General features: G+C 65.0%; 26 protein-coding genes. 14 read left to right on the top strand and 12 right to left on the bottom strand.

The genetic code is table 11. From position 1 onward, the window contains the following. Window positions 1–40: 40 nt before the first annotated feature. A complete protein-coding gene (locus LDH74_RS02655) occupies window positions 41–1,441 on the bottom strand; it encodes an NAD-dependent succinate-semialdehyde dehydrogenase (protein ID WP_226041089.1) in 1,401 nt (466 codons plus the stop codon). A 119-nt stretch (window positions 1,442–1,560) separates the two neighbouring features. Between LDH74_RS02655 and LDH74_RS02650 the strand changes: the two genes are divergently transcribed. The 4 genes from LDH74_RS02650 (at window position 1,561) to LDH74_RS02635 (ending at window position 5,179) form a co-directional block, all read left to right on the top strand. Next, window positions 1,561–1,773 carry a transposase gene (locus tag LDH74_RS02650; RefSeq protein WP_226041088.1) on the top strand — a complete coding sequence of 71 codons (213 nt, stop codon included), beginning with the start codon at window positions 1,561–1,563 and terminating at the stop codon, window positions 1,771–1,773. Window positions 1,774–1,936: 163 nt separating this feature from the next. Continuing rightward, the gene (locus tag LDH74_RS02645; protein ID WP_226041087.1) at window positions 1,937–2,803 is read left to right on the top strand and encodes a CoA ester lyase; all 867 of its coding nucleotides are present in this window, start codon (window positions 1,937–1,939) and stop codon (window positions 2,801–2,803) included. A 108-nt stretch (window positions 2,804–2,911) separates the two neighbouring features. Next, window positions 2,912–4,165, top strand: a complete 1,254-nt coding sequence (locus tag LDH74_RS02640; RefSeq protein WP_226041086.1) for a Glu/Leu/Phe/Val dehydrogenase — start codon at window positions 2,912–2,914, stop codon at window positions 4,163–4,165. 246 nt (window positions 4,166–4,411) lie between these two features. Next, entirely contained in the window at window positions 4,412–5,179 is a 768-nt protein-coding gene (locus tag LDH74_RS02635) for a DUF6517 family protein (protein WP_226042495.1), read from the top strand. An 89-nt stretch (window positions 5,180–5,268) separates the two neighbouring features. Here LDH74_RS02635 and LDH74_RS02630 read toward each other — a convergent pair whose 3' ends face one another. Both LDH74_RS02630 and LDH74_RS02625 read right to left on the bottom strand, forming a co-directional pair. Then, window positions 5,269–6,411, bottom strand: a complete 1,143-nt coding sequence (locus tag LDH74_RS02630; protein WP_226041085.1) for an acyl-CoA dehydrogenase family protein — start codon at window positions 6,409–6,411, stop codon at window positions 5,269–5,271. A 58-nt stretch (window positions 6,412–6,469) separates the two neighbouring features. Beyond that, window positions 6,470–7,627 (bottom strand): hypothetical protein, encoded by a 1,158-nt coding sequence (locus LDH74_RS02625; protein ID WP_226041084.1) that lies wholly within the window; start codon window positions 7,625–7,627, stop codon window positions 6,470–6,472. 219 nt (window positions 7,628–7,846) lie between these two features. Between LDH74_RS02625 and LDH74_RS02620 the strand changes: the two genes are divergently transcribed. Continuing rightward, window positions 7,847–8,653 (top strand): RIO1 family regulatory kinase/ATPase, encoded by an 807-nt coding sequence (locus tag LDH74_RS02620; protein ID WP_226041083.1) that lies wholly within the window; start codon window positions 7,847–7,849, stop codon window positions 8,651–8,653. A gap of 141 nt (window positions 8,654–8,794) precedes the next feature. Next, a complete protein-coding gene (locus LDH74_RS02615) occupies window positions 8,795–9,316 on the top strand; it encodes a hypothetical protein (RefSeq protein ID WP_226041082.1) in 522 nt (173 codons plus the stop codon). A 318-nt stretch (window positions 9,317–9,634) separates the two neighbouring features. On the opposite strand, the gene LDH74_RS02610 is transcribed toward LDH74_RS02615, so the two are convergent. Further along, window positions 9,635–10,069, bottom strand: coding sequence for an SPW repeat protein (locus tag LDH74_RS02610; RefSeq protein ID WP_226041081.1), 435 nt, complete (start codon window positions 10,067–10,069; stop codon window positions 9,635–9,637). Window positions 10,070–10,380: 311 nt separating this feature from the next. On the opposite strand from LDH74_RS02610, the gene LDH74_RS02605 reads away from it, so the two are divergent. Next, window positions 10,381–12,006: an aldehyde dehydrogenase family protein gene (locus tag LDH74_RS02605; protein ID WP_226041080.1), complete on the top strand. Its 1,626-nt coding sequence runs from the start codon at window positions 10,381–10,383 to the stop codon at window positions 12,004–12,006. 133 nt (window positions 12,007–12,139) lie between these two features. Continuing rightward, window positions 12,140–13,327: a bifunctional sugar-1-phosphate nucleotidylyltransferase/acetyltransferase gene (gene glmU / locus LDH74_RS02600; protein ID WP_226041079.1), complete on the top strand. Its 1,188-nt coding sequence runs from the start codon at window positions 12,140–12,142 to the stop codon at window positions 13,325–13,327. A gap of 406 nt (window positions 13,328–13,733) precedes the next feature. On the opposite strand, the gene LDH74_RS02595 is transcribed toward glmU, so the two are convergent. The 6 genes from LDH74_RS02595 to LDH74_RS02570 all read right to left on the bottom strand — a co-directional run bounded on the left by LDH74_RS02595 (window position 13,734) and on the right by LDH74_RS02570 (window position 18,310). Next, entirely contained in the window at window positions 13,734–14,588 is an 855-nt protein-coding gene (locus tag LDH74_RS02595; protein ID WP_226041078.1) for a carbon-nitrogen family hydrolase, read from the bottom strand. 78 nt (window positions 14,589–14,666) lie between these two features. Further along, window positions 14,667–15,101: an SRPBCC family protein gene (locus tag LDH74_RS02590; protein WP_226041077.1), complete on the bottom strand. Its 435-nt coding sequence runs from the start codon at window positions 15,099–15,101 to the stop codon at window positions 14,667–14,669. A gap of 128 nt (window positions 15,102–15,229) precedes the next feature. Beyond that, on the bottom strand, window positions 15,230–15,454 hold the full coding sequence (locus LDH74_RS02585) for a hypothetical protein (protein ID WP_098724144.1): 225 nt from the start codon (window positions 15,452–15,454) through the stop codon (window positions 15,230–15,232). A gap of 148 nt (window positions 15,455–15,602) precedes the next feature. Beyond that, window positions 15,603–15,785, bottom strand: a complete 183-nt coding sequence (locus tag LDH74_RS02580) for a hypothetical protein (RefSeq protein WP_226041076.1) — start codon at window positions 15,783–15,785, stop codon at window positions 15,603–15,605. An 86-nt stretch (window positions 15,786–15,871) separates the two neighbouring features. After that, the gene (locus LDH74_RS02575) at window positions 15,872–16,903 is read right to left on the bottom strand and encodes a phosphate uptake regulator PhoU (protein WP_226041075.1); all 1,032 of its coding nucleotides are present in this window, start codon (window positions 16,901–16,903) and stop codon (window positions 15,872–15,874) included. A gap of 222 nt (window positions 16,904–17,125) precedes the next feature. Continuing rightward, on the bottom strand, window positions 17,126–18,310 hold the full coding sequence (locus LDH74_RS02570) for an ATP-NAD kinase family protein (protein WP_226041074.1): 1,185 nt from the start codon (window positions 18,308–18,310) through the stop codon (window positions 17,126–17,128). Window positions 18,311–18,504: 194 nt separating this feature from the next. On the opposite strand from LDH74_RS02570, the gene LDH74_RS26410 reads away from it, so the two are divergent. Then, window positions 18,505–18,633 carry a hypothetical protein gene (locus LDH74_RS26410; RefSeq protein WP_255680917.1) on the top strand — a complete coding sequence of 43 codons (129 nt, stop codon included), beginning with the start codon at window positions 18,505–18,507 and terminating at the stop codon, window positions 18,631–18,633. A 15-nt stretch (window positions 18,634–18,648) separates the two neighbouring features. Here the strand turns inward: LDH74_RS26410 and LDH74_RS02565 are convergent, their stop codons facing one another. Next, entirely contained in the window at window positions 18,649–19,332 is a 684-nt protein-coding gene (locus LDH74_RS02565; RefSeq protein ID WP_226041073.1) for a molybdopterin-binding protein, read from the bottom strand. Window positions 19,333–19,567: 235 nt separating this feature from the next. On the opposite strand from LDH74_RS02565, the gene LDH74_RS02560 reads away from it, so the two are divergent. The 5 genes from LDH74_RS02560 (at window position 19,568) to LDH74_RS02540 (ending at window position 22,890) form a co-directional block, all read left to right on the top strand. Further along, window positions 19,568–19,924: a helix-turn-helix domain-containing protein gene (locus LDH74_RS02560; protein WP_226041072.1), complete on the top strand. Its 357-nt coding sequence runs from the start codon at window positions 19,568–19,570 to the stop codon at window positions 19,922–19,924. A gap of 223 nt (window positions 19,925–20,147) precedes the next feature. Then, entirely contained in the window at window positions 20,148–20,627 is a 480-nt protein-coding gene (locus LDH74_RS02555; RefSeq protein ID WP_226041071.1) for a 6-pyruvoyl tetrahydropterin synthase family protein, read from the top strand. A gap of 1 nt (window position 20,628) precedes the next feature. Further along, window positions 20,629–21,465 (top strand): 7-carboxy-7-deazaguanine synthase QueE, encoded by an 837-nt coding sequence (locus LDH74_RS02550; RefSeq protein WP_226041070.1) that lies wholly within the window; start codon window positions 20,629–20,631, stop codon window positions 21,463–21,465. 20 nt (window positions 21,466–21,485) lie between these two features. Further along, on the top strand, window positions 21,486–22,229 hold the full coding sequence (gene queC / locus LDH74_RS02545) for a 7-cyano-7-deazaguanine synthase QueC (RefSeq protein ID WP_226041069.1): 744 nt from the start codon (window positions 21,486–21,488) through the stop codon (window positions 22,227–22,229). Between the two features lie 163 nt (window positions 22,230–22,392). After that, window positions 22,393–22,890 carry a hypothetical protein gene (locus LDH74_RS02540; protein ID WP_226041068.1) on the top strand — a complete coding sequence of 166 codons (498 nt, stop codon included), beginning with the start codon at window positions 22,393–22,395 and terminating at the stop codon, window positions 22,888–22,890. Window positions 22,891–22,930: 40 nt separating this feature from the next. Here LDH74_RS02540 and LDH74_RS02535 read toward each other — a convergent pair whose 3' ends face one another. Beyond that, on the bottom strand, window positions 22,931–24,427 hold the full coding sequence (locus LDH74_RS02535) for a PQQ-binding-like beta-propeller repeat protein (protein WP_226041067.1): 1,497 nt from the start codon (window positions 24,425–24,427) through the stop codon (window positions 22,931–22,933). Window positions 24,428–24,456: the final 29 nt, after the last annotated feature.

The raw sequence follows: 24,456 nt of genomic DNA, 5'->3' as shown, positions 1-24,456 counted from the left end.
CTGTTCGAAAATCGACATCGAACTACTGTTTAGCGCGACGTTATTCGACCATCTCCGACTCCTCGCCAGCGTCCTGCTGGACCCAGATCGTCTTCGTGTTGACGAACTCCCGAATGCCGTGTTGCGCGAGTTCTCGCCCGTAGCCCGAGTCTTTCACCCCGCCGAAGGGGAGTCGGGGATCGGACTTCACGAGTTCGTTGACGAACGCCAGCCCCGACTCGAACTGCCGGGCGACGCGCTCGCCGCGCTCTACGTCCGCCGTCCAGACGCTCGCGCCGAGTCCGAATCGGGTGTCGTTGGCCTTCTCGATGGCGGCTTCCTCGTCGGGGACCCGGAAGACCGTAGCCACGGGGCCGAACAGTTCCTCCCGGTCCGCGGGCGCGTTTTCGGGAACGTCGGTGAGCACCGTCGGCGGGTAGAACGCCCCGTCGCGATCCATCGGTTCGCCGCCGAGTTCGAGTTCGCCGCCCTGCTCGAGCGTCTCCTCGACCTGTCCGTGGAGGTCTTCCATGAGGTCCTCGCGGGCCTGCGGGCCGATGTCGGTGTCCTCGTTCATCGGATCACCGACGGTCTGGGCCGCCATCTCGTCGGCGAACCGGTCGAGGAACTCGTCGTAGACGTCGTCGACCACGATGAAGCGCTTGGCCGCGATACAGGACTGGCCGTTGTTGATGAGTCGGGCCTGCACCGCCGTCTCGACGGTTTCGTCCATCGGCGCGTCCTCGAGGACGACGAAGGGGTCGCTCCCGCCCAGCTCGAGGACGCTCTTCGTGAGCTGGCTGCCGGCGGTCTCGGCGACGGCCCGGCCCGCGCCGTCGCTGCCGGTGAGGGTGACGCCGGCGATGCGGTCGTCCTCGATCACGGTATCGATCTCGTCGGAACTGATCAGGAGCGACGTGAACGCGCCCTCGGGGAATCCCGCCTGCTCGAAGATGTCCTCGATGGCCCGCGCGCAGCCGGGGACGTTCGAGGCGTGTTTCAGCAGGCCGACGTTGCCCGCGGCGAGATTGGGGGCGGCGAAGCGGAACACCTGCCAGAAGGGGAAGTTCCAGGGCATGATCGCCAGCACCGGCCCCAGCGGCTGGTAGGCGACGACCGTGCGCGCGCTCTCGTCGCTCGCGATCACCTCGTCCTGCAGGTGTTCGGCGGCGGTCTCGGCGTAGTAGTCACAGACCCACGCGCACTTTTCGACCTCGTCGCGGGCCTGGCCGATGGGTTTCCCCATCTCTTCGGTCATCAGTTCGGCGTAGTCCTCTTCGTTCTCCCGCAAGACCTCAGCCGCTTTCGCCAGGAGTCGCTGGCGCGTCTCGATCGGCGTCTCGCTCCACTCCTCGAAGGTCTCGCTCGCCCGCCGAACGTGTTCGTCTCGCTCCTCGTTCGACGTCTCCTCGAAACTATCGACCACGTCTCCCGTCGCCGGATTGGTACTCTCGATGGACACGTGACGACCGACCACGACGAACCGCTTAGTACGTAGGGCTGCCCACTACGGGCGTCACAGTTCGTCACGGTCGTTCGTCTCACACAACTCCTATTGACGTCGAGCCCCTAGCGATGACAATGTCAACCTACACGTACCGCGACGACTCACACCCGCCGCCCGAGCGGCAAAAGATGGTCCTCTTCTGCCCCGAGTGCAGTCACGAGGGTCCCCTCTCTGACGACTGGGATGTCACGACGACCGGAAGCGATCGACTGCTCGTCTGCCCCGACTGCGGAACGACCGTCGACCGGCGGTCGCGATCCCGCTCCGACCTCCTCGAAGCGACGTAGCTCGAGTCCACCCCACTCGCTCCCGTCCCGGTCATCCCGCCCCACTCGTCCCTTCCCCGGCCGTTCCGTCTCGCTCGTCCGTTTTCTGGTCTCACTCGTCCATTTTCTCTCGCCGCTCGCGCTCGAGCCAACGACTTTGGCCGTGGACGACCGACCGAGCGGTATGGCCCGCAGAAGCGTCCTGTTCACCCCCGGCGATCGCCCCGAAATGTGCCGAAAAGCGCCCGATTCCGGCGCGGACGTCATCATCTTCGATCTCGAGGACGCCGTCGCCCCACAACGCAAGGCCGAGGCCCGCGAGACTGTTCGAGACGTGCTGTCGGATCCCGACTTCGATCCGGACTGCGAGGTCTGCGTTCGGGTCAACGCGATCGACGCGGCTGCAGGGACAGCCGTAGCGGACGATCTCGAGGGGCTGCTCGGAGACAGCGAGGGCGCCCTCGAGAGCCTCATGCTCCCGAAAGTCGACTCGCCCGACGACGTCCGTGCGCTCGTCGACGAACTCGACGACTACGACGCGTCCCTGCCCGTCTTCGCACTGCTCGAGAGCGCGGCCGGGATCCTCGCCGCGCCCGAGATCGCGGCCGTGCCCGCGACCGACGCGCTCGCGTTCGGCGCGGAGGACCTCGCGGCGGACATCGGTGCGACGCGGTCCGCGGAGGGTCTCGAGGTACTCTACGCACGCGAGCGGGTCGTCATCGCCGCGGCCGCGAACGACTGCACGGCGATCGACACCCTCGTCACCGACTTCGAGAACGAGGAGCAACTCCGCGAAGACGCCGACCGCTCCGTTCGACTCGGCTACGACGGCAAGCTGGCGATTCACCCCGCACAGATCGGGCCGATCAACGAGGCGTTCACGCCGTCGGCCGAGGAACGGGAGTGGGCCGACCGCGTGTTCGAAGCCAAACGCGAGGCCGACGCCGAGGGACGGGGCGTCTTCGCGGTCGACGGCGAGATGATCGACGCGCCGCTGATCGCACGCGCCGAGCGAATCCGAGATCGGGGCGAGGCGGCCGGGAATCGGTGACCGAATGGCCAATATAAAAGGCAATTACGCCGCGCCGATTGGATGAACGACGCATTCCGTGATAGACATTCGCTACGCTTATCCCCCGGTCGCCGAAATCATCCGTGTATGAGCGAGGATGTCAACCCGTTCGAGAGCCTGCAATCGCAGATAGACGATGCCGCAGCCGTTCTCGACGTGGGCGACGACGTGATCGAGCGGCTCAAACACCCCGAACGTGTCCTCGAGACCAACCTCACGATCGAACGCGACGACGGAACGCTCGAGCGGTTCACGGCGTTCCGCTCGCAGTTCAACGGCGACCGCGGCCCGTACAAGGGCGGCATCCGGTATCACCCGCAGGTCTCCCGCGACGAGGTCAGGGCGCTGTCGGGCTGGATGACCTACAAGACCGCAATCGTCGACATCCCCCTCGGCGGCGGTAAAGGCGGCATTATTATCGACCCTGACGACTACTCCGAAGCGGAACTCGAGCGGCTCACCCGCTCGTTCGCGAAAGAACTGCGCCCCCTGATCGGCGAAGACCGCGATATCCCCGCGCCCGACGTGAACACGGGCCAGCGGGAGATGAATTGGATCAAAGACACCTACGAGACCCTCGAGAACACGACCGAACCGGGCGTCATCACGGGCAAGGCGCTCGACTCCGGCGGCAGCGAGGGCCGCGTCGAGGCGACCGGCCGCTCGACGGTTATCGCCGCGCGCGAGGCGTTCGACTACCTCGATAAAGACCTCGAGGGCGCGACCGTCGCCGTGCAGGGCTACGGCAACGCGGGCTGGATCGCCGCCAAACTGATCGACGAGATGGGTGCGACCGTCGTCGCTGCCAGCGACTCGTCGGGCGGTATCTACGACCCCGACGGCTTCGATCCGGTCGCGGCGAAAGACCACAAGAACGAGACGGGCAGCGTCGTCGGCTTCGGGGGACGCGAGGAGATCACGAACGAGGACGTGCTCACGCTCGACGTCGACCTGCTGATTCCGGCCGCACTCGAGAACGCTATCGATGCCGACCTCGCCGAGGACGTCAAGGCGGACGTCATTTCGGAGGCAGCGAACGGGCCACTGACCCCGAAAGCCGACGAAGTCCTCGAGGAGAAGGACGTCTTCGTCATCCCGGACATCCTCGCGAACGCCGGCGGCGTCACCGTCTCCTACTTCGAGTGGGTGCAGAACCGCCAGCGCTTCTACTGGTCGGAGGAGCGCGTCAACGAGGAACTCGAGACGGTCATCGTCGACGCCTTCGACGCGCTGGTCGACACCTACGAACGACACGACCTCGAGAACCCCCGGACCGCGGCCTACGTCGTCGCGATCCAGCGCGTCGCTGACGCCTTCGCGGAAGCCGGAAGCTGGCCCTAACCCGGGTTCGATGGCCGTTTGCGCGACTCGGGCAGTAGTTTCGGCGAGCGCTTTCCCGTCCGTTCCGTCGACTCTTTCTCTCCGCGGAGGTCTGCCGAAATGGTCCGATACGTTCGACTCAGGGATCTCCAACCACCCGTATTCGTGGCGAACGTTACTGGGAAATCATTTCATATTGACAGACTGTCGTCGTTCCAATAAACACTTACCACCTGAATCACCATATGGTGGGAAATGGATCGACAACTGAATCGACGGAGCGTCATCGCGGGTCTCGGGGTCGCCGGCCTCGCGAGTCTGTCGGGCTGTCTGGGATTGATCGGAATGGCCGAACACGAGTCCTCGCCCGCGGGCGTCGAAGCCGCCGCCCGCGAGGAAACCGGCTACGAGCAGACCGAAATCGAGGAGCTCCCCATCGAGCGCGATGTCGGTCCCACGAACGAGACCGTCACGGTCCTCAACCACATGACCAAACACGAAAAACAGGTGAGTATCCTGGGTCTCGGCGAGCGGCGCGCCGCCATCTACAACGTGTTAACGACCCCGCAGGTCAGCATCTTCGGGCGGGAACTCAACCCCGTCGGGGAGATGTCGACGCAGGAACTCATCGACCTCGTCAGGAGCAACTACGACGGGATCAACGACATCTCCCACGAGGAAGATAGCGACGTCACGATCCTCGACCAGTCGACGACCCAGTCGCGGTTCACCGCCGACGCGACGTTCGATGGACAGGAACTCGCGGTCGATATCCACATCACCGAGGCCGTCGAGGCCGACGACGACCTGCTCGTGACCATCGGCGTCTACCCCCAGGACCTGCAGAGCCAGGAGCGGCCGAATATCACGACGCTCACCGAATCGGTGACCACCGACGTCGATCCGGACGACTCATCCGGCGGTTCCGGGGACGGCGGGAACGGCGGCTCGAACGAAAGTGATGACGGCAGCGACGCCGACAAAAGTGACGACGGCAGCGGCGACAACGAAAGCGACGACGGCGTCCTCGGGTAACGCCGTCTCGAGCGAGAGTTTCTATACAGCCTCGAGACGGTCGGTCGGCCGGTACCCGCGACGCGTGTGACTAGCTGATCGCGTCCCCCTCAGAGCCCGAGTTCTCGACCGATCACCAGATGCTGAATTTCGCTGGTTCCCTCGCCGATCTCCATGAGCTTCGCGTCGCGGTAGAACCGCTGGGGGGCGAAATCGGTGGTGTAGCCGTAGCCGCCGAGCACCTGGACGGCGTCCTCAGCGACCTCGCGGGCGGCCTCGCTGGCGTCGAGTTTCGCGAGGGCCGATTCCTTGGTAACCGGATCGCCCCGGTCGTATTTCCGGGCGGCCTGGCGGGTGAGCAGTCGCGCCCGTTCGGTCTTGCGGTACATATCGACGATCGTGTCCCGAATCGCGTCGAACTCGCAGATCGGCTGACCGAACTGCTCGCGCTCTTTGCTGTAGGCCTTCGCGTGTTCGTAGGCACCCTGTGCGAGCCCCGTCGAGAGCGCGGCGATCGAGATGCGGCCGCCGTCTAAGGTCTTCTTGGTCTGTTCCCAGCCGTCGCCCTCTTCGCCGAGCAGGCGGTCGTCGGGGAGCCGAACGGCCTCGAGCGAGATCTCGCAGGTCGGCGAGGCGTTGAGCCCCATCTTCTCCCAGGTCGTCGTCACCTCGAAACCGTCGTCCTCGCGGGGATCGACGATGAACGTCGAGATGCCGTCGTAGCCCGCGTCGGGATCCGTGACCGCCTTGACGAGGATCGAGCCGGCCTCGGAGGCGTTCGTGATGAACTGTTTGGTCCCGTCGAGTACCCACTCGTCGCCCTCCTTCCTCGCTCGGGTATCCATGTCGGATGCGTCGGAGCCGCTGTCGGGTTCGGTCAGCGCCCAGCCGCCGAGGTACTCGCCCTCCGCGAGCGGGCGCAGCCAGCGCTCTTTCTGTGCGCTCGTTCCGAACAGTTCGATGGGTTTCGAGGCGAGGGAGGTGTGGGCGACGTAGGAGAGCCCGATCGCGCCGGAGACGCGGCCGAGCTCTTCGGCGACGATCGCGTACATGAGCGTATCGCCGCCGAGACCGCCGTACGATTCGTCGATCGGGACGCCCATCATATCGAGGTCGGCGAGCTGGTCGAAGATTTCCGCGGGGAACCGGTGTTCGTCCTCGATTTCCTGGGCGATCGGTTCGACCTCGGTTTCGCAGAAGTCCCTGACGGTCTCCCGGATCATCCGGTGTTCGTCGGGTAGCTCGACGGGCATACGCAATACTTGCCGGGCTGAGGAATAAACGCACCGCCGACCGCGAACGGGCCGACCGTTACCAGCCGCGGTCGTCGTCCGACTCGCTCGAGTCGGTGTCGTCCCAACCGGTGTCGTCCTGCGAGTCGGTGTCGTCCGTATCGTTCCGCCCGTCGTCTCGAGACCGATCATAGCCCCACGGATCGGACTCGTCGTCCCAACCGCGCCCGTCCCCGTCGGGACCGTCACCACCGGAGTCCCAGCCACCGCTCGCTCCGCCGGTACGGTCCGACCCGTCGCCTCGGACCGCCGCTCGCTGCTCCGGGATCAGATCGAGTTCTGCATCCGTGTCTCCGAGGACCAACAGCGCGTAGTATCGCAGATACGTGACGATCGGCACCTGAATCAGTGCGCTGAGAAGGATGAACAGCAGGATGAGAATCGGGAGGAACAGCAGGATGAGCAGGTTCACGAACGGGATAAACAGGAGGATGAAGAGGAGAATCAGGAACGGAATCAACAGCACGAAGAGGAGCATCATCGTCGCGAAGCCGATGACCAACTGGAGCACCCAGACGAGCAGGAGGTAGACGACGTACTCCGTCCAGTGGCTGGTTAGTGTCGGCCAGAACCGTTTCCAGGCGGCGAGGACGCCGAGATCTCGCTCGAGCATCGTCGGTGCGACGAAGACGGTGGTGAACCGATCGACGATGACAAAGCCGAGCACGACCGGGATCGCGAACAGTGCTAGCAGGCCGATCAATCCCCACGCGATCCCCTCCGAGGTCGACAGCACGATCGCGGCGAGGGGACCACCGAGGAGAAGCAACGTGATCAGCCCGACTGCAACCCGGAATCCGAAGAGCCGGGCACCGCGGCCGACGTTGCGCGACGTGTAGCGACGAACGTGCACCTCGCCCGAACGCAGCGACTCGAGCAGCGTGAACTCGAACAGCGAGCTCAGGAAGAGGAATCCGAGCCCGACGACGAGAAGAATCACCCCGATTGCGATCAGTATCGGCACCCACTCGGCGAAATCGACGCTCGTCACCGGGTCGGTTCCCGTCTCCGACGGCGTTCCGCCGCCGAAACCACCGGAGAACGACGATCCGCCGAATCCGGTACCACCGACGAAGAAGGCAATGAGCGCTAATTTGAGCCACGTCCAGGGACGGACTGGCGTCAGGAAGTCTCGAGTCACGTCGATAGCGCCACTTAGATCGTCGATCGCAAACATTGCCTTCGAATAGGTTGTCTCGAGTGATAATCTTGTTGTTCTGTCAATAGTCGCGCCGTCGGCGTCGAATCGCGCTCCGAGTTCGGAATCCGTGCTCCGGGCCCGGAACTCCCACACAGGCCCGGAATCCGCGCATGGGACGCCGACCGCCAACGCGGGACACGTCCGACCGATATCAGTTCGGGACGCATTTAACGCCGACGCTCCTGACTGAAACGTATGGACATCCGCCGGCTCGCACGAGGGACCGTCGAGTGGAGCCGCATCGAGCGCGTCGTCCGGACGCTGGCGGACCGCTACGACCGCGAGTGCGTCCGCGTGGAGTTCCTCGAGGCCGACAACTGGCTCTCGACCCCGTGCGTTATCGACGACGAGTGGTTCGTCAAGATCGTCTCCCGGCAGAACGCGCTGGTCCACGCGGTGTTGACGACCGGTCGGAACGTCGGCGCGTTCTCCTCCGGGACTGAGGGCTTTTTCGACCGGTTCGACACCCCCCGCGAAATGGTCGAACACGAGTACGATGCGACCGAGCGCATGCAGGAGATCGGCGTCAACGCGCCTCGCCCGATCGACGCCTTCGAGGTCAACGGGCTCGGCGTGCTCGTCCTCGAGTATCTCCCCGAGTTCGAGTCGCTCGATGACGTCCCGGACGACGTCGTCACCGAGCGAGCCCCCGAACTGTTCGCGATGCTCGCCACCCTCCACGAGCACGGGCTCGCCCACGGCGATCTGCGGGCCGAAAACATCCTGCTCTGTGACGGCGAGTTCTACTTCATCGATGCGACCAGCGTCCACGAGGACCGCGTTGACGAAACGACCGCGTACGATCTGGCCTGCGCGCTGGCCGTCCTCGAGCCCCGAATCGGTTCCCGAGACGCCGTCGACGCGGCCGCGACGGTCTACGACCCGGCGAGACTGCTCTCGGCGCGGGAGTTCCTCGATTTCGTCCGCCTGCGCCCCGACCACGAGTTCGACTCGACGACGCTCCGCAGCGAACTCGAGAAGGCGGCCGATCTCGGCGAGTAGTGGCCCGCGTTCGAGTCCGTTTCGAGACCGTCGGCGATCGGGATCCGGCCGTCGCCGATCGCTGAGGACTGGAGCCCCATCGCCGGCGGACCGGCCAGTGCAGGCACCACGAGTTTTCGCAACCTGGCGCTACGCCGACGCATGTGCGCGACGTTCACCGACGACGACGTCGGCAAGCGGGTCGAAACCGCCGGCGGCGACCTGCTGGGAACCGTTCGGATGACCGAGGCCGAAACGGCCTACGTCGACGCGAACGAAGGGGCGACGGGGACGATCCGGGCGATCCTCGAGTGGGAGACCGACGAGGAGATCGTTCCGATGGACGAGAGCGCCGTTAGCGAGATCACCGAGACCGCGATCCGGCTCGAGGACGAGCGCTCGTCGCCGGCGGAACCGGCCGGGGAAGGTACCGACCCGGTCATCGAGCGCAACGAGCGTACCGAGGGGCGAGACGATAGCGACGAGCAGCGGACGCTGGGTTCGCAACCGGGTGCGCCCGACGAGCCGGCCTCGAGCGAGGAGGGTCGGACGGGACAGGGCCTCGAGCCGTCGACCGAGGGAATGACGGAAGCGGGCGACGAGCGGCATCCGGATACCGAGGAGGCCCCGCCGGAGGGAGACCGGACGGTTACGAAAGACCGCGGCGAGGACGAGGATCGATAATTGTGAGTGGCTATGGAGCAGGTGTTCGAGGGGACTTGGAAGGAAACGGACGCATTCTGCTATCGTGGCAACAGGGAATCGCCACGCCCTCCCCAGCCGATTCGCTCACTAGCGTTCGCTCATCCCTCGCACGACGTTTCGCCGCGCTTCATTGGCATTCACCGCGGCACAGCGCGCGCCACCGCACGCCGGTTGATCGATCCGAAGTGATCTCAAATCTCTCTCCTTACTGCATCCGGCCGTCTTGAAAAACGAGAGTTGTAGGCTATCGGTCCTCGAGCGTTCTCCCGACCGAACGCGAAAAAGCGTCGTTCGAATTCAGGCGCGGGCTCGCGTCTGTTCTGGCGTGTCGGCCTTGTTGTTGGCGTAGGCGTTGTAGGCCGAGAGGGCGGCGACGAGCAGGCCGGTGATCGCGGTCCCGGTCGCGAGCTCGTTGCTTCCCATCTCGATGAACGAGGGCGAGACGAGTGCCCACAGCCCGAGCAGGACCGCGAGCGATGCGACGCCGACGCTCGCCAATCGATCCCTCGAGAGGCGGACGAAGTTGTAGCCCGCGGCGAGGAAAATCGCCGTTCCGACGAGGGTGTCGTTCCAGATCGCCGCGTCCGTGGCCTCGAAGAGGAATGGGGAGGCGACGAGGTAGAGCCCGAGCAGCGCGACGAGGGCGCTCAGCCACTGCATCGCGTCCGTATTCAGTGAGTTGTAATCGGTCCGGGTATCGCGGCCGGTTTCGGTGTTCGGTGTGTCACTCATTTGTTACTCACTCGAAGGTAGCGGCCTTTCGAGCAAAACGTGCGTGCCTGCACCTGTCGGGAAATTCGCCGACTGGAATTTACACGTTATTGGCCAGTTCAGGGCTTCGTGTGGCTCAATCAGCTCTCTTCGTCAGCTATCGACCGACTGGCACGGTGGGTCGAACGCCGGAGCGCCGTCGGTGTTCACGCGTCTACCACGGATGGACTCGAGTGAACGAACAGCGGCGTTTCGGGTGCCGAATGCTCCAGTCCATTCGCGATATGTGAACCACCATCAGGATTTTCACGATGCCCGCCGTTCTCTCTCGTATGAGCCAGCAACGCACCGAACGGGGACGCGGCCACTACATCGGCGGCGAGTGGACCGACGGGAACGGCGCGGAACAGGGCCCCGCGAGCGATCGGACAGAGTCCGACGGCGAACGGACGTTCGAGAGCGAGAACCCCGCGACCGGGAAGCCGCTGGCGACCTTCCAGCGCGGGACGGCGGCCGACGTCGATGCGGCCCTCGCGGCCGCCGAATCGGCCGCCGAAGCGTGGCGCTCCCTGTCCTACATCGACCGCGCGGAGTATCTCTGGGACATCTACCACGAACTTCGGGACCGCCACGACGAGTTGGGGGAAATCGTCTCGAAGGAGTGCGGCAAGGAAATCTCGGAGGGAAAAGCCGACGTCACCGAGGCCTGGCACATGGTCGAGTGGGCGGCGGGCAACGCGCGCCACCCGCACGGGGACGTCGTCCCGAGCGAGATCGGCAGCAAGGACGCCTACATGCGCCGGAAGCCGCGCGGCGTCGTCGGCTGCATCACGCCGTGGAACTTCCCGGTCGCGATCCCGTTCTGGCACATGGCCATCGCCCTGGTCGAGGGCAACACCGTCGTCTGGAAGCCCGCCGAGCAGACCCCGTGGTGCGGGCAGATCATCGCCGAAATGTTCGAGGAGAGCGGGATCCCCGACGGCGTCTTCAACATGGTCCAGGGCTTCGGCGACGCCGGCGCGGCGATCGCGGACGACGAGCGCGTCGATACCGTCCTCTTCACCGGTTCCGCCGAGGTCGGCCACGAGATCGCCGGCAAAGTCGGCGGCGAACCCGGCAAACTCGCGGCCTGCGAGATGGGCGGCAAGAACGGAATCGTCATCACCGAGGAGGCGGATCTCGACATCGCCGTCCACGCCGCGATCATGTCGAGTTTCAAGACGACCGGCCAGCGCTGCGTCTCGAGCGAGCGCCTGATCGTTCACGAGGATGTCTACGACGAGTTCAAAGCCCGATTCGTCGACATCGCCGAGGACATCGCGGTCGGCGATCCGCTCGCGGAAGACACGTTCATGGGACCGGCGATCGAGGCCGACCACGTCGAGAAGATCCGCCGGCACAACGACCTCGCCCGCGAGGAGGGTGCGAACGTCCTCGTCGATCGATTCGAACTCGCGGACGAGGAGATTCCGGACGGCTCCGAAGACGGGGCGGCCACTGCCGCCGATGGTGAGCGTCGCGCTAGCTACGCGAACGGCCACTGGGTCGGCCCGTTCGTCTACGAGATCGACTACGAGTCCGACCTGCGCTGTCTGAACGAGGAGTGTTTCGGCCCCCACGTCGCCCTCATCGAGTACTCGGGCGATATCGAGGACGCAGTCGAGATTCACAACGACACCCCCTACGGACTGGCGGGCGCGATCATTTCGGAGGACTACCGCCAGCTCAACTACTTCCGAGACCGCGCCGAAATCGGGCTCGCGTACGCGAACCTGCCGTGTATCGGCGCGGAGGTCCAGCTTCCCTTCGGCGGCGTCAAGAAGTCCGGTAACGGCTACCCGAGCGCCCGCGAGGCCATCGAAGCCGTCACCGAGCGGACGGCGTGGACGATGAACAACTCCAGAGAGATCGAGATGGCACAGGGGTTGTCGGCCGATATCAAGACGACTGAGGACTGATAACAGTCGGCGAACTGTCAGCGCCGCACCGATACGTCGCTCGCTTCCCCACCAGTAGCAACGAACCACTCCACTTTCATTTTCTACCTCCGAACGAATCGCTTATCCGGGGATTCGTGGAAGGGAGGAGTACATGAAGGCAGTCGTTCTCGCGGCGGGTCAAGGGACGCGGATGCGACCGTTGTCAGAATCGGTTCCGAAACCCATGCTACCGGTCGCCGATCGACCGCTCGCGGCCCACACCGTCGACGCGGCAGTCGACGCCGGAGCCGACGAAATCGTCCTCGTAATCGGCTACGAAGCCGAAACGGTTCGGACTCACTTCGGTACCGAGTACCGCGGCGTCCCCGTTTCCTACGCCGTTCAGGAAGAACAGGCGGGGACCGCCGACGCGGTCAACGCCGCTCGAGACCATATCGAGGGTCCCTTCGCCGTGCTCAACGGCGACAATCTCTACGATCAGGCCGCGATCGACCGGTTGTTCGACGCCTGCCCGGCCGTGTGCGCGATCGAGGTCGACGAACCGAGCAATTACGGCGTCCTCAGTACCGACGGCGAGGACGGCCTGATAACGGAGATCGTCGAAAAGCCCGCCGATCCGCCGACGAACCTCGCCAACGCCGGGGCCTACGCCTTCCCCGCCGAAGCCCGTGAGTGGCTCGAGGTCCCCGCGAGCGAGCGCGGCGAACACGAGATCACCGACGTCGTCGCGCGGGTGATCGACGAGTACGACGTAACGCCGATCACCCTCGAGCGGTGGCTCGACGTCGGCCGACCCTGGGAGCTGCTCGAGGCCAACGAGTGGAAACTCGCGGAGATGGAGCGCCGGATCGACGGCGATGTGAGCGAGGATGCACGGCTCGAGGGAGCGGTCGTCGTCGAAGACGGCGCGACGATCGAACCCGGCGTCGTGATCGAGGGGCCGGCACTGATCCGCGAGGGCGCTGAGATCGGACCAAACGCATACGTCCGCGGCGCGACCTTAGTCGGCCCGGACGCCGAAATTGGCCATTCGGTCGAGATCAAAAACAGCGTCGTTTCCCGCGGAACGTCAGTCAGTCACCTCTCTTACGTCGGCGACAGCGTCCTCGGCCGCGACGTCAATTTCGGAGCGGGGACGAACGTGGCGAACCTCCGCCACGACGACGCAGACATTCGGTTTACGGTCAAAGGCGATCGCGTCTCGACGAACCGACGGAAGTTCGGCGTCGTCGCCGGCGACGAGGTCAAAACCGGGATCAACACGAGTCTCACACCCGGACTGAAACTCGAGACCGGAGCGACCACGAGGTCCGGCGAAACCATCGAGCGAGACCGTTGACATCCTCCCCGCCCTACAGGGCGGGCTTTCCCCCTGATTTTCCGTAAACTGTGCGCTGTATTCAGGTTCTGCGAAAGGGCTCACGTCGGTCGAACTGACTCTCCCTCGAGCGAACGGGCACGAAACTGAGATGGAAGGTGGGAGGCGAAAGGTGGGACGAGGCGGGTGCGGACGTGGTCGCTCGGTTCCCGCGGGAAACCGAGCGTGCGACGGGCCGGAGCGACGCGCTATGCCGGGTAGACGTGAAAAGCGCCTGTACCGGCATCCAAACGAATGACCTGATGAAATAAAAAGTCAGCGGTCGGTGCCCGTGGTGTCCGTGCTGTCAAAGCGGTCACGGGTGGGAGTCCTCCAGCGCTCACAGCCGCTGATCACGGAACAGTTACAGCTACCGATCACACAGCAGTCACAGCCGCCGATCCCGCAGCGCCGGGAACTCCGCTCGGACCCTCCCGACCGTTCCGGGGTCGATATCCGTCGTGACCAGCGCCGGCTCGTCGCCGCTCGAGGCCAGCGAGACGCCCCAGGGATCGTAGACGCTCGAGCGGCCGAGCAGCGTGGCGTCGTCGAACTCGCCGGCGCCGTTGATCGTCGCGACGTAGGCCTGGTTCTCGATCGCGCGGGCCCGCGAGAGGGTTTCCCAGTGTTCGATGCGCGGGTAGGGCCACGCGCTCGGGACGAGCACCAGTTCGACGCCGTCGTCGACCAGTCGCCGATAGAGTTCCGGAAACCGAAGATCGTAGCAGGTCGTCACGCCGACGGTGAAGTCGCCGATCGTCGCCGTCTCGAGGCGGTCGCCGGGGACGAGCAGTTCTGACTCTGCGGATTCGTAGCCGAAGAGGTGGTGCTTTCGGTAGACGAGTTGCAGGTCGCCGTCGGCGTCGAACAGCGCGGCGGTGTTCGCCAGTCCCTCGTCGGCCGGCGTGTCGACGCTGTCGGTCGCCGATAGATCCTCGACGATGCTGCCCGCGAGGACGGCGATGCCGTGGTTGGCGGCCGCCTCCCGAAGCCGGGTGAACGTCTCGCCGCCGAACGGTTCGGCGGTGCGCGCGTAGAGGTCGAACGCGAAGTAGCCCACGGTGAACAGTTCCGGCAGGGCGACCACGTCCGCACCGCGATCGGCGGCCCGCGACACTGCCTCGAGCGCCCGGTCGACGTTCGCGTCGATCTCACCGGCCTCGACGTGGATCTGTGCGAGTGCGAGCCTGAGCGAGTCGCCAGTCTCGGCGTCCGCAGCGGCGGCGTTCGCGTCGACAGTCATCGTTCACCTGTGGCCGCCCCACCACCGTTACTGTGTCGGCTGCGGTACCGTGTCGACCGCATCACCGTGATAGCTGCGTTACTGAGTCGTTTGCAGGTCCCGCTCGAGCGCGCGCTGGAGGTTCTCGAGTTCCGAATCGAGGTTTCGCTTGAAGAATCGCTCGACTCCCGGGAGCTTGCCGTCGACGACGAAGCTGTTCTGGAGGCGAGCACCGTCGTCGGTCTCGACGATCTCGTGTTCGCCGGTGACGTCCATCACTTTCGATTTGCCGACGAACTTGACGTACTCCGGCGGTCGTCGCGTGACGTCTTCGGTGTCGACGGCGATCGTTTTCCGAACGAGCGGGATCGGGAGCGAAACCTGCCAGGTCGCGCGCCGACCAGCCGGATCGTCGATCGAGTAGGATTCGACGACGCTGATCGCCTGGGCCCGGTTCGCCGGATCGACGATAAACTCCCAGACTCGTTCCGGCGACGCATCCACCTCAAATGATCGGTCGATCCGTACAGTCATGCCCGTACCTGTGCGATTGTCGGATAAAAAGACCGTGGACCGGCGGGGCCGGTCCTCGTTGCGATTGCAGTAATCTCCAGCGAATCCGGGCAGGAGTGGGAGAGTCGAGTGACGCGCGTTGACGCCGATCAACTGATCGTGACTCGCCAGGTCGTCGACCGGGCGCGGCCCCATTTCTCGATGTCGACGTCGTCCGTTTTCTCCGCGAGGTGTGGCAGTCGAGCGCCGACCTGTTTCGACGAGAGTCCGATCGCGTCCGCGATGTTCTTCGCCCGGAAGTACTGCTCGCCGCGGGCAGCGCTCTCGCGGAGGTACGAGACAATTCGCCGCTCTTCGTCGGAGTAGTCGGTCATCGTCCGTACGCCACTCTAGGTGGCCGTCGGTCTTAACTTTTAACGGCTGGAACGTGCCGGGTTCGGTACCGAGCGCCGTTCGATCAGCCGTCTCGAGCCACCGATTCGGTTCGATCCGTCGAGTCGATTCTCCTGTCGCTGCGCCTCGTCAGTCGAAGAGGTGGATGCCGACGACCGCGAGTGAGCTAAAGAGAACGGCCCCAGCGAAGCCCCACGCCGCCGTCACGTCAGGTGCACCGACGAGCATGACGAGTGCGCCGATCACCGCGAGTGCGCCCAGTGCGAGCGCCAGTCCGACGCCCTTGTCCGTCGTCTCGGTTTCCGTAGCCATGCTCGGGCGTTGTGTGTGGGGTCTCTTAACTTCTCTCTTTCGTGACCGAATGACAGCCGACGACGCCGGTCAACCCGGCGGCGCAGTCACTTGATCGTGGTGTGCTCGGACTCCTCATTGAGCGCAAGGTTCGCCGCGATTTCGGCGTTTCGCATCGCGTACTGGGCGGTCTGTTGCAGGCTGACGAGCACCTCGCGGACCCGTAGCAGATCTTCGTTATCCATCTCCGGTAACTCCGCGAGGATTTCCTGCTCGAGGTCGGAGATCTCGTGGAACAGCGCGCGGACCTCGTTGGACTTGTTGTAATCGCGTTCGACGGCCGCTTCGACGGCTCTGGACGTGATGTCGTCGACCAGTTCGTTTAGCTCCCGAATGTCGCGCATCACGGAGCTGTCGACGTTGAGCGAGTGCCCTTCGGTCTCGATGACGATCTCGGCGATGTCCTCGCCGTTGTCGGCGGTTAGCTCGAGGTTCTTCGCGATCGAGCGGTAGCCGATCAGCGGGAAGCCCGTGTTGAGACCGACCGCTCGCGCGAGGTTCGGGTTCTGGTAGGCCGTAAAGATCAGGCGAAGCAGGAGGACGAAGATCTTGTTCGCCTGTCGCTCCCGGTTCAGGGCGCGCTGGGCGAGATCGGGGTTGCCGTGGGCCAGCGCCTTGATCCCCTCGCCGCGCATCGTCTGGCCGGTCCGCTCGAGGCGCTCGAGCAGGTTGTCGAGCGTGAAGTCCTCGGGATCGACCGAGCAGCGGATCGAGATGCTCTCGGGGGTCTCCTCGATGACGCCGAGTCCCATCAGCTGGGTCTCGGCCTGGTAGACGGCGTTGATGTGATCGGACTCGAGGGCGCCGTCCTCGCGCTCGATGCGGATGATGCGCCGCCCGAGGACGTACTGGGCGACGATCGCGCGCTCGACGGCGTCGGCGTCGAGTTCGTCGGTGTGGATGATCGCTTCGGTCTCCTCCGTGTTGGCGGACTCGGGCATCACGGTCAGTGTACCCTTGCCGCTGGTCCGCAGCGATACTTCGTCGCCCTTTTCGACGGCGTGTTCGGACGCCCACTCCGCCGGGAGCGTCATGGCGAGGGTCGACGGACCGAGTCGTTGCACTTTCCGCGTTTCCATGTGACACCATAGTACCGACTTGACCTTAATCTTGACTATATGGTCATTATCGTGAGTCCAATCGTTATATGGTTGTAGTCAGCAGCCGTTTCGACATCATCCTTATATAATTTGTTTCGTGGCCGTCCGTTGAGCGGTTTTCCGGGGGTGCAGACGGCGGGGTACGACCTGTGACCGACGAGACGCTAACTGAGACGGCGATACTCGGGCGGACCCGAGGGGTCAGGCGACGGGGACCATCCGCGTGGTAAACCGCCCCGTCCGAACCTGCAGCCACCCCTCGAGTTGTTCGTTGATCTCCGCGTCGTCGGTATCGACGTGCAACGTATCGATTCCGTCCAATTTCTCGTCGGCTGCGACGACCTCGATATCGTCGGCGCGGCGGATCACTGCCGGCGAGATCTGGTGGTTCCCCCGACCGAAGATGAACCCTTGTCCCCCGATCGGCGAGACGACGATGGTGACCGGATCCGCGAGCACCGCGAGGATGTCCGACTCCGCGGCGTCGCGAGCGAGAATCTCACCGCGCTGGCCGGCAGACTCCGCGTCGTCGCCCTCCGTCCCATCCGTCCCGTCCGTTTCGATCCCAGCGCGCCAGATATCGACGCCCAGCGGCGAGGGGTCGATTCCCAGTTCCCGCTCGATGGCCCCGACGGTGCTGCCGGGACCGAAGACGTAGGTCCGCCCCGGTTCGACTTCGCGAGCGAATCCCGCGGCCAGCGAGTCGACGCTGCCGCTCGAGACCTGCTTGCCCGACTGCAACTCCGGTGCAACGGGGACCTGAACGATCGCCCGCAGTTCCGACCGGACCTCCCCTTCGCGGTAAGCGGCCTCGTCAATGTCGTTGACCTCGCGGGACTCGACGCGGTCGAACTCGGCGGCGATCCGGCCGGCGTCGGTCGGGGTGACGCCGAAGACCGACGAGTAAATCTTGACTCCGGCCGGCACGCCGAGCATCGGCGTCTCTCCCCCCGCCTCCTCGAGCACCGCGGCGACGTCGACCGCGGTGCCGTCGCCGCCGACGAACAGAAGTAGTTCGACCCCCCGCTCGAGCAGCGCGCGGACGGCAGCGCGGGTATCGTCCGCCGTCGTCTCGGCGGCTCCGGGATCGCCGGGTCTCGCCGGATCGCTCGAGCCGTCGTCGCCGGCCGCCCCCGGCTCGTAGACGACCGTGGGCTCGAAGCCCGCGTCCCGGGACGCCTGCTCGCCCAGCACGCCGGCGGCGGTGTAGACGGTGAGATCCGGTGCACGTCGGTGGAGCGATTGCAACGCCTCGCGCGCCCGGTCCGGCGCTCGCGGTTCGGCACCGCGCCGGCGCGCCTCCTCGACGTTTCCGTCGGTCCCCTTCAATCCGACCCGACCGCCCATCCCCGCGATCGGGTTGACGACGACGCCGATTGACTCCATGGCTGGCTATCCGAACGCCAGTGGGAAAGCGGTATCGCAGCCGTCCGTCGGTCTCGCGCCGCGTACGGTACCGCAACTCACCCACGACACAGCCGTCACTCACCCCCAACTCACCTCCGACTCGAGTCCGGCGAGCGACGAGCTATCCGCTCGGTTTCTGAACAATTAAGAGGGACGGGGACGGATCGCCGACCATGCCTGCACTGATCGACGCCGCCGTTCTCGCGACGGACACACAGCTGCCAATGGATATCGTCGGCTGGGGCGCGCTCGCCTTGGGCCTGCTCGTAACGGTCGCTTGGATGGCTTACTTCTACCGCTAACGTTCGAACTTGTCATTACGACGATTCGACCCGCTCGCGGAGCCACGCCGCCGCTTCCGCGACGGTCGCTTCGTCGGTCCCTTTGAGTTCGATCCGGACCGACTCGCCAGGATAGCTCCCGACGGAGACGTCGTAGCGCTCGCGGAGGGCGGCGATCCGATCGAGGAGCGCGCTTTCGGGTTCGTCGGCGACGACCGTCTTCCGGTAGGTCGGCGTCCCCGTGAACTCGTCGGCGATCGTCTCGAACATCGCTTTCATCTCCGAGGGGACGCCGGGAAGCACGTACACGTCCTCGAGGACTGCGCCCGGAGCGACACCAGTTTCGTTGTGCAGCGCCCGCGCACCCGCCGGCAGGTCGGCCGTCCCCGCCGCGAGGTCGTCGCGGGTGTAGCCGTCCGTCTCGAGCCAGGCGAGGGCGTCGTCGTGTTCCTCGAGCGAGCGCCCGAGCGCGGCCGCAACGCCCTCCATCGTGAGGTCGTCGTGAGTCGGGCCGAGCCCGCCGGTGACGATCACGGCGTCGTACTCGGCGCGGTACTCGTTGACGACGCGGGCGATGTCGCCGACCCGGTCGGGGAGCGTCGTCACGCGCTCGACGTCGACGCCGCGATCGTCGAGCTGCTCGCAGAGCCATGTTGCGTTCGTGTCCGCCGTTCGTCCGGCGAGCAGTTCGTCTCCGATCGTCACGACCGCGACCTTCATACCGGCTCGTTCGAGCCGGGACCTCAAATGCGTCTCGCCCTCGCCGACGCACGGATACACCACGCTTCGAGCGGGACCGCCGCCTCGGTCGTCTACGCTATCGGTTGATATCGCAGTAGTTGTAGCCGTAATAACACTCTACGAAGAGGATTGGTAATTGAGCGAATAATTCAGTATAACGTGTAACTCGCAACAACCATAAGATTCAATTATGGTAATTGATAACGAGCGGAGTATGTCTCGCAGTCGGACGGAACGAACGGACGCGGATTCGACCTCGGTGCTCTCCGCGCTAGGCAACAAATACAGTGCAGAAATACTCTGTGCAGCGGGAACGCCGAAATCAGCCCAATCACTGAGCGAAGCGATCGAGATTCCGATCGCGACCTGCTATCGTCGAATCGAAGAGCTCGTGGACGCCGGGCTGTTGACCTGCGAGGGCCGACAGCTCTCCGATGAAGGACGACGAACGAACATCTACCGACGCACGCTCGACGAGATCGAGATCGACTTCTCGGACGACGTGCCCGAGTTTTCGCGCAAGCGTCGCACCGAGGCGAAAAACCGGCTCCAGGATCAACTCCAGGACTGATACGGACTGTTATCAGTTCCGGAGCAACTGCGAACCGTTCTACGATTGCTCCAGTGCACCGGTACAGCAGACCGTACGACGACGGCTTCGATACCGGGTCCTCGCTGCTTTGTCACCGATTGACGCCGTCCCTCGTTGCCGGGAACCGCCCCTTCGTCGACGCTGATCCTATTGGCCGTCCGTGATCGGCCATCTTTAAGTATTCTCTTGAGAATACCTGAATATGACCAAACCAGTCGAAAGCCGCGAATCCGGATCGGCCGCCACGGCGGACGATGGTGTCGTCGGGAGCCGCCGCGTCCTCCACGTCGGCCGCGACCGACCGATCAGAATCAGCGCCGGTCACCGGATCAGACATCACGACGGCAAGTGTTCGCGACCCCACGGACACAACTACGAGGTCGCCGTCACCGTCGCGGGCCGCCTGACCGAGGAGGGATGGATCGCCGACAAGGGAGATATTACTGACGTAATATCCGAGTGGGACCACGTGTTCCTGCTCGAGGCCGGCGACCCCCTCGTCGAGGCCTTCGAGACTGCCGGCGACGACGATGCCGTCGTCGTCCTCGAGCACCCGCCGACGGCCGAGGTGATGAGCGTGATCATGGAGCGGAAACTCGAGGCGGCCCTGCCCGAGACGGTCACCGACGTTTCCGTGCAGGTCAGCGAGACGCACGAACTCTGCGGAGGAAGCGAGTTCTGAGATGCCGGTTTCCGATTCGGTCGATCTCGAGAACGCGGCCGATGCTGCTGCCGATACTGCGGCCGATACTGCGGCCGAGAACGCAACCGAAGCCGACGCCGGGGACGGTGGTTCTACCGAGGGACTTCCGATCAACGAACTGTTCTACTCGTTGCAGGGGGAGGGAACGCTCGCCGGCGTCCCCTCGGTGTTCGTCCGGACGAGCGGCTGTAACCTCCGGTGTTGGTTCTGCGACTCCTATCACACCTCGTGGGAGCCGACCCACGCGTGGCTGGGGCTCGAGGAAATTATGGCGGAAATCGAGTCCCACGACGCCGATCACGTCGTCCTCACCGGCGGCGAACCGCTGATTCACGAGGAGAGCGTCGCCCTGCTCGAGGCGCTCGACGAGCGCGGCTATCACACCACCGTCGAGACCAACGGGACGATCTACCGGGACGCGCCGATCGACCTCGCCTCCGTGAGCCCGAAACTCGAGAGCAGCACGCCGACGGCGGAGCGCGATCCCAAAGGGGAGGGCGAGTGGGAAGCACGCCACGAGAGCGACCGAATCGATATGGATGCGCTCGCTCGACTGGTCGAGGACTACGACGTTCAACTGAAGTTCGTCGTGACCGACGCCGAGGACATGTCGGAGATCCTCGACCTGCTCGCGGAGCTCCGCACCGTTGCCGAGGCTCCGATCAGCGACGACGACGTGCTCTTGATGCCCGAAGGGGCGACTCGGGAGCGCCTCGCAGAGACCCGCAACCGGGTCGCCGACCTCGCGATGGAGTACGGCTTTCGGTACACGCCGCGACTGCACGTCGACCTCTGGAACGACGCCCCCGAGACGTAATCACGGTTTTCGAGATCACTATGACCGAGACGATCATCGACTCCGCGACCGACGAATCGACCGCCAAACGAGCCGTCGTCCTTCTCTCGGGCGGCATGGACAGCGCCACCGCCGCCGCCGAGGCCCGCGAACGGGGCTACGAGATCTACGCGCTGCACACCTCCTACGGCCAGCGAACGGAGGATCGCGAACTCGAGTGCGCGCGCCGGCTCGCCGACGAGTTCGACGCGGCAGACTTTCTGCGACTCGAGACCGACCACCTGTCGGCGATCGGGGCCTCGAGTCTCACCGACGACGAAATGGCGGTCGACGACGCCGACCTCGAGAGCGACGAGATCCCCTCGTCGTACGTCCCCTTCCGGAACGCGAACTTGCTCTCGATGGCCGTTTCCTACGCCGAAGCGAACGATTGCGAGGCCGTCTTCATCGGTGCCCACAGCGAGGACTTCTCGGGGTATCCCGACTGCCGCCCCGAGTTCTTCGAGGCCTTCGAGACGGTCGTCGACGTCGGGACGAAACCCGAGACCGAAATTTCGATCGAAGCCCCCTTCGTCGACGACTCGAAGACCGACATCGCCGAGCGCGGCGTCGAACTCGAGGTCCCCTACGAGCACACCTGGAGTTGCTACCGCGAGAACGAACCCGCCTGTGGCACCTGCGATTCGTGTGCGTTCCGGCTGCAGGCGTTCCAGACCATCGGCGTTCGCGACCCGATCGAGTACGCCGAGCGACCGTCGTACGCGGACGAAACCGGCGGTCAGTAGCCCGCTCGCGATCCGTCAGGATCCCCTGGGATCCGTCGGAAACCGTGAAAATTAGCCGAGATCTGCCGGAATTCGACAGAGTTTATCAGAAGCTGTCAGAAACCGTTCGGGTTCCGGCACGCGATGAAAACCTTCAACAGCCGACACGTCGAACCGGCCGCTCGTGACGCACCCCGTGTTTCGATGGTTCCGAGACGACGACGGGAGCTGGCAGTTCCCCGAGGGGCGTCGCGGCGAGTTCGTGACGCTTGCAATCTCCCTGCCGGCTTTGGCCGCGTTCGTTCACATCGATGCGGGCCTTCCCCGGCCGCTCGAGTACTGGCCGGTCGTGATCCTCGGCGTTTGTTCCGGCTTCCTGTCCGTAACGTCCTATCGAGAACTGATCATCGAGCGCGTTCCCGATTGGGTCTCCGTCGGGCAGGTGTTCTCCCTCCTGGTCGGCGGGTTCGGCCTCACGCTCCTCCGGCTCATTCACGTTGCCGATCCCACGGTCCTGTTCATCCTCGCCGCCGGCGGAACGATCGCGCTGGTCTACGGCGTCAGGTTGTGCTCACCGTTCCACCCCGGCCTCGAGCCGCCGCGACGCGGGGTCGAACCGCCACCGGCGGTCGAATCGAGGTCGAAGATTAGAACGGAGACAACCGCGACCCGTGACCGCTGACCCCGACCGTCGCTATCGCGCCCCCCCTCGGGTCCGCGTTTCACTCGTCGTCGCCGGTCCGTCGGCGCAGCCACTCGAGGGCGAGCGCTCCGCCGGCGACGGTCGTCCCGGCGGAGAACCCGGGAGTTTCGTCGGCATCGTCGGACGATTCGGTATCGGCGTCGTCGGCCGCTCCGTTCTCGGAGCCACCGATCGATTCGGTTCCGGTGTCGTCGGTCGATTCGTTGTTGGCACCAGCAGATTCGTTTCCGCCGTCGGAGGCGGTCTCGTCTTCGCCGTCGGTCCGGATCGCGAACAGGGCATCTCCGCTGACGTAGACGGTGTCGCCGACGACCGCCACCTGTCGCGGCTCCGTCCCGGTATCGACGCGCCAGTCGCCGCTTCCGTTCGTTCGGTCGAACGCGGCCACGCCGGATTCCTCGAGCCCCACGTAGACGGAGTCGTCATCGACGACCGCCGACGCGAACGATCCGTCGCCGTCCGACGGTCGCCAGACGCGATCTCCCGTCTCCGAATCGTAGCCGGTGACGGTCTTCCGGTCGCCGTCTTCGGCGTCGGTCACGGCGTACACGCGACCGTCGGTGAGGACGTCCAGCGAGTGGGCGGGAACCGTCGATCGCTCCGCACCGGTTTCGGCGTCGTATATCGTTATGATATCGGCTTTGACGGCGGCAGCGACACCGTCGGCGGCGATCGGACGACCGGAGAACGTGCTCGAGGCCCAGTCGTCGACGCCGTCCGTCCACCGTTCGTCCCCCGTTTCGGCATCCAGGGCGAACAGCCGCTTGTTGCTGAGGGCGAACACCGTTCCGCCGGCGACGGCGACGGAGTCGCGCCGAAGGAAATCGCCTCGTTCTCGTCCGTCGTCAGTCGTCACCGTGCCCGGTTTGAACTGCCACTGCCGCTCGCCGCTGTGGGCGTCGAGCGCATACAGGACCTTGTCGGCGGCGAGGAACACCAGTTCGTTCGCGACGGTGGGTGACAGATTCGTCTCGGACCCGAGGCCGCTCTTCTGCCAGCGGGACTCTCCGGTTGCGACATCGAGCGCGGTCAGGTTCGGCTCGTCCCCTTTGCTGGTAACGTACACCGTCTCGTGTGCCACCGCCGGTGGCCCCATGGCGTGCACCGGCTCCGCTCGACTCGCCGCCGTAATATCGGTCTCCCACTCGAGCGAGCCGTCCATCGCATCGATCGCGCGCACCCGCCCGTCGTCGGCGACGAGATAGACCGTCCCGTCGACGACGGCGAACGTTCCGCCGTGCTCGTCCTCCCAGGCGACGCCGACCGGCGGTTTCGGTCCGGTCGAACCCGGAACGAAACCCGTGTTTCCCGCATCGCCGCGGATCGACGACCAGCCGCTCGAGCCGGCCGTAGTCACCGATTCGTCGGTCGTCGATTCCCCGTCCGCGGTTTCGTCGTCCACGGATCCGTCGGCGTCGGTTTCCTGGGCCGCTACCGTCCCCGTCGCCGCCCCCATTCCGGCGGCAATCGTGAGCCCGGCGTACCGGAGAACGGTCCGTCTTTCGTGCTCGCTCATGATCTAGCCGAACGGCGGTATCGAGCACT

Origin of the sequence: Natrinema sp. DC36 (genome assembly GCF_020405225.1) — an archaeon.
Taxonomy (GTDB): Archaea; Halobacteriota; Halobacteria; order Halobacteriales; family Natrialbaceae; genus Natrinema.
This window is presented reverse-complemented; position numbering and strand designations above follow the sequence as displayed.